This window comes from Paraburkholderia sp. EG287B, from assembly GCF_040965595.1.
Taxonomy (GTDB): Bacteria; Pseudomonadota; Gammaproteobacteria; order Burkholderiales; family Burkholderiaceae; genus Paraburkholderia.
In genome coordinates this window covers 78821-93233 of sequence record NZ_JBFRCG010000017.1, presented here as the reverse complement: position 1 = coordinate 93233, position 14413 = coordinate 78821, and the positions used below count along the sequence as shown (strand labels likewise).

Annotated in this window: 14 protein-coding genes; 3 read left to right on the top strand and 11 right to left on the bottom strand. The window is 66.2% G+C overall.

The window, feature by feature from the left end:
- Positions 1-58: 58 nt before the first annotated feature.
- Together AB4Y40_RS29625 and AB4Y40_RS29620 are read right to left on the bottom strand one after the other, a co-directional pair.
- The gene (locus tag AB4Y40_RS29625) at positions 59-892 is read right to left on the bottom strand and encodes a glycosyltransferase family 2 protein (RefSeq protein WP_368690872.1); all 834 of its coding nucleotides are present in this window, start codon (positions 890-892) and stop codon (positions 59-61) included.
- Positions 889-1704, bottom strand: coding sequence for a glycosyltransferase family 2 protein (locus AB4Y40_RS29620; protein WP_368690871.1), 816 nt, complete (start codon positions 1702-1704; stop codon positions 889-891). Before AB4Y40_RS29620 ends, AB4Y40_RS29625 begins: the two co-directional genes overlap by 4 nt.
- Positions 1705-1984: 280 nt before the next feature.
- Here AB4Y40_RS29620 and msbA point away from each other — a divergent pair, with 280 nt between their 5' ends.
- Positions 1985-3769, top strand: coding sequence for a lipid A export permease/ATP-binding protein MsbA (gene msbA / locus AB4Y40_RS29615; protein WP_368690870.1), 1785 nt, complete (start codon positions 1985-1987; stop codon positions 3767-3769).
- A 92-nt stretch (positions 3770-3861) separates the two neighbouring features.
- Here msbA and AB4Y40_RS29610 read toward each other — a convergent pair whose 3' ends face one another.
- The gene (locus tag AB4Y40_RS29610) at positions 3862-4944 is read right to left on the bottom strand and encodes a glycosyltransferase family 9 protein (protein ID WP_368690869.1); all 1083 of its coding nucleotides are present in this window, start codon (positions 4942-4944) and stop codon (positions 3862-3864) included.
- Between the two features lie 377 nt (positions 4945-5321).
- Here AB4Y40_RS29610 and AB4Y40_RS29605 point away from each other — a divergent pair, with 377 nt between their 5' ends.
- Both AB4Y40_RS29605 and AB4Y40_RS29600 read left to right on the top strand, forming a co-directional pair.
- Positions 5322-6248, top strand: coding sequence for a glycosyltransferase family 2 protein (locus AB4Y40_RS29605; protein ID WP_368690868.1), 927 nt, complete (start codon positions 5322-5324; stop codon positions 6246-6248).
- Positions 6249-6426: 178 nt separating this feature from the next.
- The gene (locus AB4Y40_RS29600) at positions 6427-6744 is read left to right on the top strand and encodes a DUF4148 domain-containing protein (protein WP_324160048.1); all 318 of its coding nucleotides are present in this window, start codon (positions 6427-6429) and stop codon (positions 6742-6744) included.
- A 50-nt stretch (positions 6745-6794) separates the two neighbouring features.
- Here AB4Y40_RS29600 and mnmH read toward each other — a convergent pair whose 3' ends face one another.
- The 8 genes from mnmH to purD form a co-directional block, all read right to left on the bottom strand.
- On the bottom strand, positions 6795-7895 hold the full coding sequence (gene mnmH, locus AB4Y40_RS29595; protein ID WP_368690867.1) for a tRNA 2-selenouridine(34) synthase MnmH: 1101 nt from the start codon (positions 7893-7895) through the stop codon (positions 6795-6797).
- Positions 7896-7931: 36 nt separating this feature from the next.
- Positions 7932-9401 carry a ribonuclease G gene (gene rng / locus AB4Y40_RS29590; RefSeq protein ID WP_368690866.1) on the bottom strand — a complete coding sequence of 490 codons (1470 nt, stop codon included), beginning with the start codon at positions 9399-9401 and terminating at the stop codon, positions 7932-7934.
- 8 nt (positions 9402-9409) lie between these two features.
- The gene (locus AB4Y40_RS29585; RefSeq protein ID WP_368690865.1) at positions 9410-10033 is read right to left on the bottom strand and encodes a nucleoside triphosphate pyrophosphatase; all 624 of its coding nucleotides are present in this window, start codon (positions 10031-10033) and stop codon (positions 9410-9412) included.
- 137 nt (positions 10034-10170) lie between these two features.
- Positions 10171-10641 carry a 23S rRNA (pseudouridine(1915)-N(3))-methyltransferase RlmH gene (gene rlmH, locus AB4Y40_RS29580; RefSeq protein ID WP_368690864.1) on the bottom strand — a complete coding sequence of 157 codons (471 nt, stop codon included), beginning with the start codon at positions 10639-10641 and terminating at the stop codon, positions 10171-10173.
- 36 nt (positions 10642-10677) lie between these two features.
- On the bottom strand, positions 10678-11145 hold the full coding sequence (rsfS, locus tag AB4Y40_RS29575) for a ribosome silencing factor (RefSeq protein ID WP_368690863.1): 468 nt from the start codon (positions 11143-11145) through the stop codon (positions 10678-10680).
- 2 nt (positions 11146-11147) lie between these two features.
- The gene (locus AB4Y40_RS29570) at positions 11148-11879 is read right to left on the bottom strand and encodes a nicotinate-nucleotide adenylyltransferase (RefSeq protein ID WP_368690862.1); all 732 of its coding nucleotides are present in this window, start codon (positions 11877-11879) and stop codon (positions 11148-11150) included.
- A 4-nt stretch (positions 11880-11883) separates the two neighbouring features.
- Complete coding sequence (gene hemF / locus AB4Y40_RS29565; RefSeq protein WP_368690861.1) at positions 11884-12819, bottom strand: oxygen-dependent coproporphyrinogen oxidase; 936 nt, start codon at positions 12817-12819, stop codon at positions 11884-11886.
- A 316-nt stretch (positions 12820-13135) separates the two neighbouring features.
- Positions 13136-14410, bottom strand: a complete 1275-nt coding sequence (gene purD, locus AB4Y40_RS29560) for a phosphoribosylamine--glycine ligase (RefSeq protein WP_368690860.1) — start codon at positions 14408-14410, stop codon at positions 13136-13138.
- Between the last annotated feature and the right edge of the window lie 3 nt (positions 14411-14413).

Sequence of the window (14413 nt, the reverse complement as noted above, 5' to 3'; positions counted from 1 at the left end):
CCATGCCATGCCATGCCATGCCATGCCATGCCATGCCGTCGTTCGGCCAAACGCGCGTTTAGCTCGCGAGTTCGGCCAGACCGCGTTCGGCGCGCACGGTGCCGTCCGCGATACGCACCTTGACCCGTTGCTCGTTGGAGTTTGCCTGCGCACGCGGCTGCTCGCGGTGCCACAGGTGGAAGATTTCCGTCGCATAGGCGCCGAGCTTGCGGTGCACGCCGCAATTGGCGAGCCGGGCCACGAAATCGGCGTCCTCGTGCCCCCAGCCGGTGAAGCTGGTGTCGAACCCGTTCACGCGCTCGATGTCGCTGCGCCAGGCGCTCATGTTGCAGCCCTTGATGCCGCGCCACTTGAACTGCTCGATCACACGCCACTTGCGATCCGGCAGCTTGACGAAGAGGGGCGCGATCTTGTTGACGTGGCCAGCGAGGCGTTGCTGCACCCAGAAGCCGAAGCCCTTATCCGCAAGCGGAATCGTCTGCGCGATCACCTGTTGCGTGAGCGTTTCGTCGAGCAGGATGCGGCTGCCGGTGATGATGGCGTGCACGCTTGCGAGCTGCCGATGGCGCGCAACGAAATCGTGCTGCGCGACGCAGTCGCCGTCGAGAAAGATCAGGTAATCGCCGCGGGCCTGCACGATGCCCTTGTTGCGAATCTCGGCGAGGCGAAAGCCGTCGTCCGGGTGCCACACGTGCTCCATGCGCACCGGGCTCGACGCCGCGCAGCGCTCGACGGTTGCGCGTGTCGCATCGGCCGAGCCGTCGTCGGCGACGATGATTTCGTAGCGCGTGTCGGACTGCGCGCTCAGGCTGGCCAGTACCCGTTCGAGCGCATCGGGCCGGTTATAGGTGCTGACGATCACCGAAACCAGCATGTCGCGACGCGCGTTCATCGGCTCTCCGGTGCGGCGTCGCGGGTTTTTGCGGCGGCGGACTGCTGGGTCTCGAGGAGCATGAGCTTCAGGTAGCGGTAGTAGGTGCCTTCGGCGTTGGAGATCGCCAGCACGAAGCCCATTTTGCCGTCGAGGAAGCCGCGCTGGATGATCCAGCTGCGCACGAAGGACCAGAAGCCGTGCAGCAGCGCCTTGCGCAGGCCGCCGCGCTTGCCGCGCGCTGCGCCCTGGGTCGCGCCGTAGGTCGAATAGCTGTCGATTTTCCCGAGCACTTCGGAGAAGTCGCGGAAGCTGTAGTGAATCAGCGCCTGAGCGAGCGTGCCGATGCGCGCCTCGGGCGCGGCGATCACGCGTTCGTGCACGAGATCGTTCGAGAAGCGCGCCGCGTCGCGGCGAAAGAGCCGCGTCACATAGTCGGGCGACCAGCCGGAATGGCGGATCCACTTGCCGCAGTAGTTCGACTGGCGAGGCACGCGGAACAGGTCGGCGCCGTTCGTCTTCACGCTTGCGAGAATCTCGTCGCGAAGCAGGGGGGAAACGCGCTCGTCGGCGTCGAGCGAGAGAATCCACGGGCCGCGGGCCGCGTCGAGCGCGCGCTGCTTTTGCGGGCCGAAACCGGGCCAGTCGGTTTCGACGACCGTCGCGCCGAACTCGCGGCAGATGGCCTGGGTGCCGTCCGTGCTGCCCGAATCGAGCACGACGATTTCGTCGACCCAGCCGTGCAGGGAAGCAAGGCAGTCCCGAATATCGTGTGCTTCGTTTTTGACGATGACGATGACGCTGATCGCATCGGGTTTGGCGCTGTCGTTCATCGGCGCTGGCTCGCGATGGCTGGAAGAAGGTGAAGAGGGCGGGACGGCCGGCTGGAGCCGGCCTCGCGTTCGGAGAGCGCTTCGCGCAGACGCTTGCTGCGCGCGCGTTCGTGCCCCGAAGCCGAGTCGCTGAGTATATACAAAAACGCCGGCGGCGACGAAACCGCCCCGGCGCCGGGCCCGTCCGGACGGATACATCGCCTCCTGGGCCGAACGTTTACAATGGCGTACCTGTTTGCCGGGGGGCGGGCAGATTACCCGCATTTTTTTCGAGGAAATTTTGGGCGAGAGATCAACCTTGAGCAAGCCGATCGGCTCCGACACCAAGTCGTCGCCGCTCGTGATTGGCCGGCGGCTGTGGCCGTATGTGAAGCCGCTAATGTGGGTGCTCCTCGCAGGCGTGCTCGCGATGGCTGTGGTGGCGGCCACCGAAGCCGGTATTCCCGCACTGCTCAAGCCGCTGCTCGATCACGGTTTCGGCACGCGCGGCGCTCCGCAAGCGAAGTGGCTGGTGCCTATCGCGGTCATCGGGCTGGCGCTCGTACGCGGCCTCGCGCAATACGCGTCCGGCTATCTGCTGCAGTACGTGTCGAACCGCGTGCTGCTCGCGCTGCGCTTGAAGATGTTCGAGCGCATGATTCACGCGAGCGTCGGCTTCTTTCAGCGCGAAACCGCGAGTACGGTCATCAACGCGATCGTGTTCGAGGTCAACCAGATTCTCGGCGTGCTGCTCGGCGTGCTGGTCACGCTCGTGCGCGACTCGCTCACGGTGATCTTCCTGCTCGGCTATCTGTTCTATCTGAACTGGCGGCTCACGTTGATCGTCGCGGTGCTGCTGCCGGCGATCGGCTGGCTCGTCAGCAAGATCAACCGGCGTCTGCGCCGCCTGAACCGCGAGCATCAGATGCTCACGAACGACCTGTCCTATATCGTCGAGGAGACGGTGGGCGGCTACAAGGTCGTCAAGGTTCACAACGGCGAGCGCTACGAAAAGGACCGCTTCGGCGAAATGAGCCGGCGCCTGCGCGGCTACCAGATGCGCATGACGGTGTCGGGCGGGCTCGCGCAGCCGCTCACGCAGTTCCTCGCTTCGATCGCGCTGGCGATCGTCATCACCATTGCCGTTGTGCAGGCCTCGAACGACCAGACGACGGTCGGCGGCTTCGTGGCGTTCGTCACGTCGATGCTGCTCGTGATCTCGCCGCTCAAGCACCTGATCGACGTGAATCAGCCGCTGCAGCGCGGCATGACCGCGGCCGAGCTGATCTTCGGGCTGATCGACGAGCCGCCCGAGCCCGTGGGCGGCGGCTTGCCGCTCGAACGCGCGCGCGGCGAAGTGGAGTTCCGCGACGTGTCGTTCGCCTATGGGGCGAGCCACCGCGTGACGCTCGACCATGTGTCGTTCCGCATCAACCCCGGCGAAATGGTGGCGCTCGCCGGCCCGTCGGGCAGCGGCAAGACCACGCTCGTGAATCTGTTGCCGCGCTTTTTCGATCCGAGCGGCGGCCAGGTGATGGTCGACGGCGTGTCGATCGCCGATTACGACGTGCATGCGCTGCGCAACCAGATCGCGATGGTGAGCCAGGACGTGGTGCTGTTCAACGACACGGTCGCGAACAACGTCGCCTATGGCCAGACGGCCGACCGCGAGGGCGTGGAGCGCGCGCTGCGCGCCGCCAACCTGTGGGAGACGATCTCGGCGCTGCCCGAGGGCATGGACACCCTGATCGGCGATAACGGCATGAAGTTCTCGGGTGGCCAGCGCCAGCGCCTGGCGATCGCCCGTGCGATCTACAAGGATGCGCCGATCCTGATTCTCGACGAGGCGACCTCGGCGCTCGATTCGGAGTCGGAGCGACATGTGCAGGCGGCGCTGGAAACGCTGATGCGCGGGCGCACGACGCTCGTGATCGCGCACCGCCTGTCGACGATCGAGCGCGCGAACCGCATCCTCGTGATGGATGGCGGCCATATCGTCGAATCGGGCACGCACCAGCAACTGCTCGAGAAGGGCGGCATGTACGCGCACCTGCACAAGATCCAGTATCAGCAGAGCGCCGCCTGAGTCTTCCGGGCGATGACGCGGCGCGCGCGTTCAGGCGCGCCGCGGTCATGAAAGTGCGCCGGCGTGGGCCTGAGCCGCTACGTCTGGAGTGATCAGGCCGCCGCGGGCGCCGTAGCGGGCGCGTGAGCGGCGAGTTGGCGCAGCACCGCGCCGACGACTTGCGCGGGCGGGATGGTATCCACGTTGCCGCTGCCCTGCAGGCCGATGGACCGGCAGGCTTCGGTCAGCCGCAGCGCGGGCGGCTCTTGCTCCCTGAACAGCGAGACGCTGGGCGTTTGCGTGGTGTGGGCGACGTGCATCAGGCCGCCGTCCGCGCCCACGAACAGTTCGGCGTGCGCGACGATCTCGCGTGCCTGAAGGAACGCGAGCTTGCCGGTCAGCGAGCGGATATGTACGCCAGCGGGCGCGCTCGCGCACAACTGCTCCGCGATCTGCGTGCCGTTGTCGGAGCCGAGCACGACGATTTCCTTCGCGGCGCCCACGTTGTCGTACTTGTTCAGCAATTCGACGACTTCGGGCCAGCGGTTGTAGGTACGATCGGGGTCGACGCCGCCCGCCGCGATCGCGATGAACGGACGCGCCGGCAGGAGGCCGCGCACCGACTCGCGCGTTGCCGGCTTGCTGGCGAGATAGGGCTTGCTGATTTCGGCGAGCGTGTCGGCGTCGTGACCGAGCGAGAACACGTCGTTGACGCTCGCGAAGCTGAAGCGGGTCTGGTTGCGGTCGGGGCCGTTGAAGTAACGGAACAGGCCCGCGTACGGCAGCTTCGCGAAGTGCCGGGTCTTGATGCGAATCGAGGGCAGGTTGTACTCGGAGAGCAGGATCGCGTCGTAGCGGCTCGCATCGACTTCGTCCGGGTCGCCGTAGACCTTGCCGAACACGTCGTCTTCGCTGAAAAGCGGCACCAGCGACGGCAGCGCGAGCAGATCGATGCGCATGCCCAGGTCCTTGAGCAGCGCGCGGCCGGCCATGTCCATCGTCGCGTCGCCGAAATTGCGTTTGGCGTAGACCCAGAGGATGCGCTGCGAAGGGTCCAGATGCGCCTGTTCGAGGCGCATCTGGCTGTGCGCCTTCAAAAGAAACTGCTTGTGCAGGTATTTCTTCGCGATCTTGATGCGGCTGGTGCTGCGAAGAAACGACTCCGGCTCGTAAGGCACGCCCGGGTAGGGGATCATGCAGGACCGCGAAACGGCGCGATCGAGCCAGCTTGCCGGCGAAACCCACGAAGTGTTTGAGTTGGTCTGCTGAAACACGGGTCTACTTGCTCTTCAAGATAACCTCTTATTATCACACGATAGCGGCTCGCGCGCTTGACGAAGGATCGGGGACGGCTGCCTTGGCGGGCGCTGCAGGATACGAACTTCCGCGGCGGGTTCGGGTAAGAAGAATGTATGCGTACAATATCGCGTCTCTCGTCATGCTTCGCACCCAAAAAGCCGCGTAGTCAGGACGTTATGAAAGAACCCATTTTCCACGTGTCCATGCTGGCCGTTCTCGCGGCGGGCACGGAACGCACGGATGCCAAATCTGACCCTTTCTAGGGCAAATCTTCATGTTCAGTATTCTGATCCCGACCTGGAACAACCTGCCGTACCTCAAGATGTGCGTCGACAGCATCCGGCGCCATTCTTCGTTCGAGCACGAGATTCTCGTGCACGTCAACGACGGCAGCGACGGCACGCTCGACTGGGTCCGTGAGCAGGGTATCCGCCATACGTGGAGCAAAGGCAACGTGGGCGTCTGCCTCGCCGTGAACGACGTGGCGCGCCTCGCCACGACCGAGTGGATCCTGTTCATGAACGACGACATGTTCTGCACGCCCGGTTGGGATTCGGCCTTCGTCGACGCATTGCGCGAAATCGGCCAGGCGCCTGCCTATCTCGCCTCGCAGATCATCGAGCCGACCGACACCGGCAACGGCCTCGTGACGGTCGCCCACTTCGGCACGGGTCCTGCCGACTTCAACGAGGCGGGGCTGCTCGAATTCGCCGCGAAGATGAACACGGCCGACCGCAACGGCATCGCGCTGCAGCCGACGCTCGTGAGCCGCGAGCTTTGGCTGCGCGTGGGCGGCTATAGCATCGAGTTCGGGCCGGGCATGAGCAGCGACGACGACTTCCTGATGAAGCTCTGGCTGGTCGGCTGTCGCACGTTCCGCTCGGTGGGCGCGAGCCGCATCTACCATTTCGGCTGCCGGACGACGGGACGCATTCGCCGCAACCGCGGCGGCCGCGAATTCCTCCTGAAGTGGGGCGTGACGCAGCGCGACTTCAAGTACAACTACATGGCCCGCACGGCCGACGCCGCGCCGGGCACGCTTCCCAACGTGCCGCGCCCCAACTTCGTGAGCCGTCTCAAGCGGGTGATCTACGCGTTCGGCCTTTACCCGACGCAGGATCTCGAAGCGTGGGAGCCCGATCTGCCTGCGCAGCTCCTGCACACCGCTTCGTTGACTCAAAACGCCACGCCGCGTACGTAATCGCGCCAACGCCGACGGCGCCTTTCGGCGCCGGCTCGCGCGGACTTTGCCTCGAATTGGAACAGTGCCTTAGGATTCTAGGGGTTAACCCTAGGGATTCGTGAGCATACGATGCGTACATCGGTCGCATGCACACACAGTCGCACGTCGGCCGCCTATCCAACTGGAGGTCGTTTCCATGAAGTCCCTGATTCAAGCCGTTGCCGTCGCCACCGTTCTTGCCGCTGCCGCCCTGCCCACCGCTTCGTTCGCGCAGTCGCACTCGACCATCACCCGCGCCCAGGTGCGCGCCGAACTCGTGCAGCTTCAGCAGGTCGGCTACCGCGTCGGTGATGGCGACAACGCTCATTATCCCGAAGCAATCCAGGCCGCCCAGGCGAAGGTCGCCGCGCTGAATGGCGCAAACAGCAGCTACGGCGGCGTGGCGAACGCCTCGCAATCGGGCGGCCGCGCCACGGTTTCACCTGAAGACTGGAACGCGATGTACTCGCGCTAAGCCATCGCGGCGCGCGCCTTTTGTGAAGTCCGCGAAGGGGAAGGGATACGTCAGACGGTGCGAGGCGCTTCGGCTTCGCTGTCCGCGGGTTCCGCGGCGTAGGCCGTTTCCTCCAGCCGCACGAGCAGCGTGCGGGCTTGCGCGAGCGTGTCGCCCGTCATCGGCTGGAACGCGAAGTGCAGCGATTTTTCGAGCTTCGCGAAGTTGCGCCGCGTGCTGCGCGTGTAGGCGGGATCGTAGTGCTGCGCGACGAGCGCCTCGTAAAGCTCTGCCCTGCGATCTTCGTCGAGCAGCTTGCACCACGATTCGATGCGCTCGCGCCCATGCAGCGGCGTGAGCTTGTCCAGTTGCTCGCGGAAATAGGTACGTTCGTCGAACAGGTGCCCGTACTCCTCGAGCAGCAAGTCGATGCGTTCTTTACGCGCGACATCGAGTACGACACACGGCGCTGCATGCAGACGTTCGACGAGCGCGGGCGGCAGCGTGATGATGCCGATGCGCCGGCTTTCGGCCTCGACGAACACGGGGCGCGTGGCGTCGAAGCCGCGCAGCGTCTCTACGAGCGCCGTATCGAACGACTTTTGCGACGGCTGCGCCCGCTCGGGCAGCGCGCCCAGCAACGAACCGCGATGCGCGGCGAGCCCTTCGAGGTCGAGCATCTGCGCGTTCGCTTGACCCAGCGCCTTCAAGAGGCGCGTCTTGCCGCTGCCGGTCGGCCCGGCCAGCACGATATAGCGAAACCCTTCGGGCAGCGTGCCGAGCGCCTCGACGACCGTATGCCGGTACGCCTTGTATCCGCCGTCCAGTTGACGCGCGCGCCAGCCGATCATGTTGAACCAGGCCGTCATCGAGCCGGAGCGCTTGCCGCCGCGCCAGCAGTAGATGAGCGGGCGCCAGTTGCGCGGACGGTCGGCAAACAGCGTGTCGAGATGCATGGCGATATTGCGCGCCACCATGGCCGCGCCCACGCGGGTCGCCTCGAAGGGCGAGTCCTTGTACATCGTCCCGACGATCACGCGCTCTTCGTTGCTGAGCACGGGCGCGTTGATCGCGCCGGGAATGTGGTCCTCGGCAAATTCGAGCGGCGTTCTGACGTCGACGATATCGTCGAATTCGCCGATCTGTTCAATGGTGACGCGCTGGTGATTCAACTGCGATGCTCCGGTGATGCCTGCCACGGCGTCGTGCTACATGAGCACGATGTCGTACTGTTCCTGACTCAGATTCGACTCCACCTGCAACGAAACCGGCTTGCCGATGAAGTCGATCAACATGGCGAGATGCTGCGACTCTTCCTCGAGAAAGAGGTCGATGACCTGCTGTGAAGCGACCACGCGAAACTCGCGCGGATTGAACTGGCGCGACTCGCGCAGAATTTCACGCAGCACGTCGTAGCAAACGGTGCGTGCGGTCTTCACCTGGCCTTTGCCGAGGCAAGTCGGGCAGGGCTCGCACAGCACGTGGGCAAGCGATTCGCGCGTGCGCTTGCGCGTCATCTCCACGAGCCCGAGCTGCGAGAAGCCGTTCACGGTCACGCGCGTGCGGTCGCGCGAAAGGGCTTTCTTCAGCTCGCCGAGCACCTGGTCGCGATGCTCGACGTTCTCCATGTCGATGAAGTCGATGATGATCACACCGCCCAGATTGCGCAGACGCAGTTGCCGCGCGATCGTATGCGCCGCTTCGAGATTGGTCTTGAAGATCGTGTCGTCGAAGTTGCGCGCGCCGACGTAGCCGCCGGTGTTCACGTCGATGGTCGTCATCGCCTCGGTCTGGTCGATCACGAGGTAGCCGCCCGACTTGAGGTCCACGCGGCGCGAGAGCGCGCGCTGGATTTCGGCCTCGATGTTGTAGAGATCGAAGAGCGGCCGCTCGCCCGAATAGTGATGCAGCTTCGGCTGCACGGCGGGCGTGAATTCGGTGGCGAACTCGGTGAGCTTCTGGAACGTTTCGCGCGAATCGACCTGAATGCGCGAGGTCTCGTCGTTCACGAAGTCGCGCAGCACGCGCTGCGCGAGATTCAGGTCTTGATACAGCAGGCTCGTGGCGGGCACGCGCTGCGCCTGGGCGAGTATCGTCGCCCACGTCTTGCGCAGATACGCGACGTCCGCCGCAAGCTCTTCGCTCGTGGCGTCTTCGGCGATCGTGCGCACGATATAGCCGCCTTTTTCGTCGGCGGGCAGCACGGCCGTGAGGCGCGCGCGCACCGCTTCGCGCTCGGCCTCGCTCTCGATCTTCTGTGAGATGCCGATGTGCGGTTCCTGCGGCAAATAGACCAGCGTGCGCCCCGCAATGCTCACCTGCGTGGAAAGGCGCGCGCCCTTCGTGCCGATCGGATCCTTCACGACCTGCACCATGAGCGTTTGCCCTTCGAACACGGTCTTTTCGATGGGCTGATGATGCACGCTCGTATGCGCTTCGCCGGCAATGCGCGGATGCCAGATATCGGCCACATGCAGGAACGCGGCGCGCTCGAGACCGATGTCGATGAACGCGGACTGCATGCCCGGCAGCACGCGCACGACCTTGCCGAGATAGACGTTGCCGACGCGCCCGCGCGACAGCGTGCGCTCGACGTGAAGCTCCTGTACTGCGCCTTGCTGGACCAATGCGACGCGCGTCTCCTGGGGCGTGACGTTGATCAGGATTTCTTCGTTCATGATTTGTTCTAGAAGTCGATGCCCGCGGCGCGCAGGAGGGCGGCCGTTTCGAATAATGGCAAACCCATGATACCCGAATAGGACCCGTCGATTCGCTCGACGAATTCCGCCGCGCGGCCCTGTATGCCGTATGCGCCGGCCTTGCCGAACGGCTCACCGCTCGCCACGTAGCGCGCGATCGCGGCGGGCAGCGCCGGGGCGAAGCGCACGTGCGAGCGCGAGACCGCGACGGGCAGACAGACCCCTTCGGCGTTGACCACGGCCACCGCCGTGAGCACTTCGTGCTCGCGTCCGGCGAGGCGCTCGAGCATCGCATACGCTTCGGCTGCATCGTGCGGCTTGCCGAGAATATGGCCGTCGATGGAGACCGTGGTGTCGGCGGTCAGAATCGGCGCATGCTTGTGCGCGCCCGCGACGAGGCGCGCGCGGGCGGCGTCGGCTTTCGCGGCGCACACGCGCTCGACATAGACGGCGGCTTGCTCGCCGGGCAGCGCGATTTCGAGCGCTTCGGCGTCTTCGTCGGGGCGCGGCAGCAGCAGCTCGAAGCGCACGCCGAGCTGCTGCAGCAGCTCCTGGCGGCGCGGGCTCTGCGAGGCGAGATAGACGAACGGATAGGGCGCGTTGGTGGGCATCGGAGCGTCTTTGTCGTTACGGACTTCGGGTTGACGTGCGCGGCCGCCATTTCGGGCGCAAGCGGGGCTCGAGCGGGGGGCGCAAGCGGGGCGCCGGCGCACGACGAAAGGCGGCGCCCTCGCGCTTTAAACCTGCATCACACGCGATGATAGGGGTGATTCTGCGTGATGGTCCACGCGCGGTAAAGCTGCTCGGCGAGCAGCACGCGCACCATCGCATGCGGCAGCGTCAGGGAGGACAGGCGCAGGAGCGTGTCGGCGCGCGCCTTGAGTTCGGGGTCGAGGCCATCTGCGCCGCCGATCAGGAACGCCACGTCGCGGCCGTCCTGCTGCCACAGCGGCAGCGCACGGGCGAGCTGCATCGTGGTCCAGTCCTTGCCGCGTTCGTCGAGCGCGACGATGCGCGCGTTCTTCGGCAGCGCGGCCTCGATGCGCGTGCGCTCGGCCGCCATGACGCTCTCGGCCGAGCGGCCCGACGAACGCTGCTCGGGCTTCACCTCGCGCAGCTCGATGCGCAGCTCCGGCGGCATGCGCTTCGTATATTCCTCGAAGCCCGCGGCGATCCAGTCCGGCATCTTGTGGCCGACGGCGACGATATGCAGTTTCATCGTGCGGGTCGATGGTCGTTCGCGAACGCGCCGCGCTTACTTCGCGGTCTTACGCGCGGCGCTCTTGCGCGCGGGCTTCTTGACGGCCGGCGCGGCTACTTCTTCTTCGTCCTCGTCGTCCATCGGCTCGCTCGGGCGCGCGCCCACGAAGCCCGTGCTGGCCGCGAGCTTCACGCGCACCGGCTTGTCGCCCCAGATTTCCTCGAGGTTGTAGTACTGGCGCAGCGCGGGCTGGAGGATGTGGACGACCGCGTCGCCGCAATCCACTAGCACCCATTCGCCGATGTCCTCGCCTTCCGTGCTGACGATGTCGCCGCCGGCTTCCTTGACCTTCTCGCGCACGCTGTTGGCGAGCGCCTTGGTCTGGCGGTTCGAGGTGCCGCTCGCGACGACCACGCGGTCGAACAGCTCGGTCAGATGGCTCGTGTTGAAGACGCGGATGTCCTGGGCCTTGACGTCTTCGAGACCGTCGACGATGGCGCGTTGAAGTTTGCGGATGTCCATAGTTACTCGTGTTGCAGATAGAGATGATGTTGAAGGATATAGTCCCACACGGCCGCGGGAAGCTTGTCGGCGGCGGTGCCGCGACGTTGCCCGCTTGCCACGCAGGCCGGCAGGTCGCGCCGGATTTCGGTCGCCGAAACGTCGAGCGCGAGCGTTTCGTCGACCAGCAGGTGACCGTGCGACGTGGTCGCAAGCGCGACAGCGCCGGCACGGCGCGCGGCGGCTTCGCGCGCAACTTCGGGCGGCAGCGCCGCAAAGCCGAAGCCGGGGCGGCTCGCCACGGCCAGATGCGCGAGCGCGAAAAGCTCGCGCCATTCGTGCCACGAATCGAGGTGCAGCAGTTGATCGGCGCCCATTAACAGCGTGAGCGCCGCTTGCGCGTTGCTGTCGCCGCCGTCGACGGCGCGCCGCGCGCGCCAGCGGCGCAGCGTTTCGACCGTGTAGGTCGGGCCGTTGTGCCCGATTTCGTCGGCGTCCACCGTCACCGTCACGCCCGGCAGCGCGAGCGAGGCAGCGGCGGCACGCGTCATGGCGAGCCGATGCTGCGCCGCGGTCACGCCCGGCTTCTGCCACGGTTGCCCGGCGGGCAGCAGGATCAGCTCGTTCAGGCTCAGCACGCGCGCAAAATGGCGCGCGAGCGCGAGGTGGCCCTCGTGGATCGGATCGAAGGTGCCGCCGAGCAGCCCGACGCGCCGTGCGAGCGCGTTGGGCGGGACGGTGAAAGCTTGCGTCACGGCGTCAGACCCAGTCGCGCACGGGCAGGAAGTCGCTGTAGAGGCGCGCTTCCGGCGTGCCCGGCCGTGGCTGCCAGTCGTAGCGCCAGGTGGCGGCCGGCGGCATCGACATGAGGATCGATTCCGTGCGGCCGCCGCTTTGCAGGCCGAAATGCGTGCCGCGGTCGCAGACCAGATTGAATTCGACGTAGCGGCCGCGCCGGTACGCCTGGAACTCGCGTTCGGCTTCGCCGTAGGGCGTCGCCCGGCGCTTTTCGATGATCGGCAGATACGCCTTCAGGAAGCCGTCGCCCACGCTGCGGAGCATGGCGAACGCCTCGTCGAAGCCGCCAGTGGCGTAGTCATCGAAGAAAATGCCGCCCACGCCGCGCGCTTCGTTGCGGTGCTTGAGGAAAAAGTACTCGTCGCACCAGCGCTTGAAGCGCGGGTACAGGTCTTCGCCATAGGGCGCGAGCGCGTCGCGGCACACGCCGTGAAAGTGCTGCGCGTCTTCCTCGAAGCCGTAAAAGGGCGTGAGGTCCATGCCGCCGCCGAACCAGAACACCGGCGCCTCGCCCGCCTTGGTGGCGAGCAGCATGCGCACGTTCATGTGCACGGTCGGGCAGTACGGATTGCGCGGATGCAGCACGAGCGACACGCCCATCGCCTCGAAGCCGCGGCCGTTCAGTTCGGGGCGCGCCGCCGTTGCCGAGGGCGGCAGGGCGTCGCCGGAAACGTCGGAAAAGCCGATGCCCCCGCGCTCGAAGAACTCGCCGCCTTCGATGATGCGCGTGCAACCGCCGCCGCGCAGCTTCTCGCCGGGGCCGCGTTGCCAGTTGTCGGTGGCGAACGGCTTGCCGTCGAAGGCGCCGAGCGTGTCGGCGATCTGCGTCTGCAGGCCGGCCAGCCAGGCGCGGACGGCGGCGCTGTCGGGGTAGGCGCGGTTAGGGGTGTCGGTCATCGATGGAATGGGGACGGCAGCGCACCGGCGCTGGAATCGGGTTATTCGTCGGGCTATGCGTTGGGTTACTCGGACAGACCGCCTGGCGCGGCCTGACACCGGCAGTGTAGCGCCGATTGGCGCGACGTCCGGCGCTAACGGCGGCCGCGCGGGCTGCCGGTCTGCGCGCACTTCGGACTGCTGCGCGGAGGTTGGCTTTTCGGCGCGCGAACCGGCCAGGCGAAAATGCCGTGAGCGCGCCTTTGCGCGGCGGCGCATGGCCGTTCGCTGCCTTTGGGGCCGCATCGAAACGGGCGGCCCCGGCAAAGCACTGCGCTTATTGCTTGCGCCCCGCGGCGCGATGGCCGATGTCGTTGCGATACTGCATGCCGTCGAACGAGATGCGGTTCACGGTTTCGTACGCCACGTTCTGCGCGCTGCGCACCGAATCGGCGAGACCCACCACGCACAGCACGCGGCCGCCCGAGGTCACGAGCTTGCCGTCCACCATCTGCGTGCCCGCGTGGAACGTCACCGAATCGGCGGTTTCCGCGGGGATCTCGCTGATGCGGTCGCCCTTGCGCGGCGTGTCCGGATAGTTGTGCGCGGCGAGCACGACGCCGAGCGCCGTGCGGCGGTCCCACTCGAGCTCGACCTGGTTGAGCGTGCCGGCGATGGCGTGCTCCACGACCTTCGAGAAGTCGCCCTTCAGGCGCGCCATGATCGGCTGCGTTTCGGGGTCGCCCATGCGGCAGTTGAATTCGAGCGTCTTCGGGTTGCCCTGCGCGTCGATCATCAGACCGGCGTAGAGGAAGCCCGTGTAGCGGATGCCTTCCTTCTCCATGCCCGCCACGGTCGGCAGGATGATTTCGCGCATCACGCGTGCGTGCAGCTGCGGCGTGACGATCGGCGCGGGCGAGTAGGCGCCCATGCCGCCCGTGTTCGGGCCCTGGTCGCCGTCCTGCAGGCGCTTGTGGTCCTGGCTCGAGGCGAGCGCGAGCACGTGCTTGCCGTCCACCATGACGATGAAGCTCGCTTCCTCGCCCGTGAGGAATTCCTCGATCACCACGCGCGCGCCGGCGTCGCCGAGCTTGTTGTCGGCGAGCATCATGTCGATGGCCTGGTGCGCCTCTTCCAGCGACATCGCCACGACCACGCCCTTGCCGGCAGCCAGGCCGTCGGCCTTGATGACGATGGGCGCGCCGTTCTTCTCGACGTAGGCGTGCGCCGCGGCGGCGTCCGAGAAGGTCTCGTAGGCCGCCGTCGGGATGTTGTGGCGTTTCATGAACGCCTTGGCGAAGTCCTTCGAGCTTTCGAGCTGCGCGGCTTCCTTCGACGGGCCGAACACCTTCAAGCCGCGCTGGCGGAACACGTTGACGATGCCCGCGGCGAGCGGCGCTTCGGGGCCGACCACCGTGAGGGCGACGCCTTCGCGCTCGGCGAAATCGGCGAGCTCGTGGATATCCGTGATGTCGACGTTGGCGAGCCGCTCGTCCTGCGCGGTGCCGCCGTTACCGGGTGCGACGTAGACGAGCTGCACGCGCGGCGACTGCGCGAGCTTCCACGCCAGCGCATGTTCGCGGCCGCCAGAACCGACGACGAGTAACTTCATGAG

Excerpts from the sequence above, each read along its gene's own strand:
- AB4Y40_RS29625 (WP_368690872.1), bottom strand. The coding sequence starts at position 892 with ATGAACGCGCGTCGCGACATGCTGGTTTCGGTGATCGTCAGCACCTAT.
- AB4Y40_RS29620 (WP_368690871.1), bottom strand. The coding sequence starts at position 1,704 with ATGAACGACAGCGCCAAACCCGATGCGATCAGCGTCATCGTCATCGTC.
- AB4Y40_RS29610 (WP_368690869.1), bottom strand. The coding sequence starts at position 4,944 with ATGATCCCCTACCCGGGCGTGCCTTACGAGCCGGAGTCGTTTCTTCGC.
- AB4Y40_RS29605 (WP_368690868.1), top strand. The coding sequence starts at position 5,322 with ATGTTCAGTATTCTGATCCCGACCTGGAACAACCTGCCGTACCTCAAG.
- AB4Y40_RS29600 (WP_324160048.1), top strand. The coding sequence starts at position 6,427 with ATGAAGTCCCTGATTCAAGCCGTTGCCGTCGCCACCGTTCTTGCCGCT.
- rng (WP_368690866.1), bottom strand. The coding sequence starts at position 9,401 with ATGAACGAAGAAATCCTGATCAACGTCACGCCCCAGGAGACGCGCGTC.
- AB4Y40_RS29585 (WP_368690865.1), bottom strand. The coding sequence starts at position 10,033 with ATGCCCACCAACGCGCCCTATCCGTTCGTCTATCTCGCCTCGCAGAGC.
- rlmH (WP_368690864.1), bottom strand. The coding sequence starts at position 10,641 with ATGAAACTGCATATCGTCGCCGTCGGCCACAAGATGCCGGACTGGATC.
- rsfS (WP_368690863.1), bottom strand. The coding sequence starts at position 11,145 with ATGGACATCCGCAAACTTCAACGCGCCATCGTCGACGGTCTCGAAGAC.
- hemF (WP_368690861.1), bottom strand. The coding sequence starts at position 12,819 with ATGACCGACACCCCTAACCGCGCCTACCCCGACAGCGCCGCCGTCCGC.
- purD (WP_368690860.1), bottom strand. The coding sequence starts at position 14,410 with ATGAAGTTACTCGTCGTCGGTTCTGGCGGCCGCGAACATGCGCTGGCG.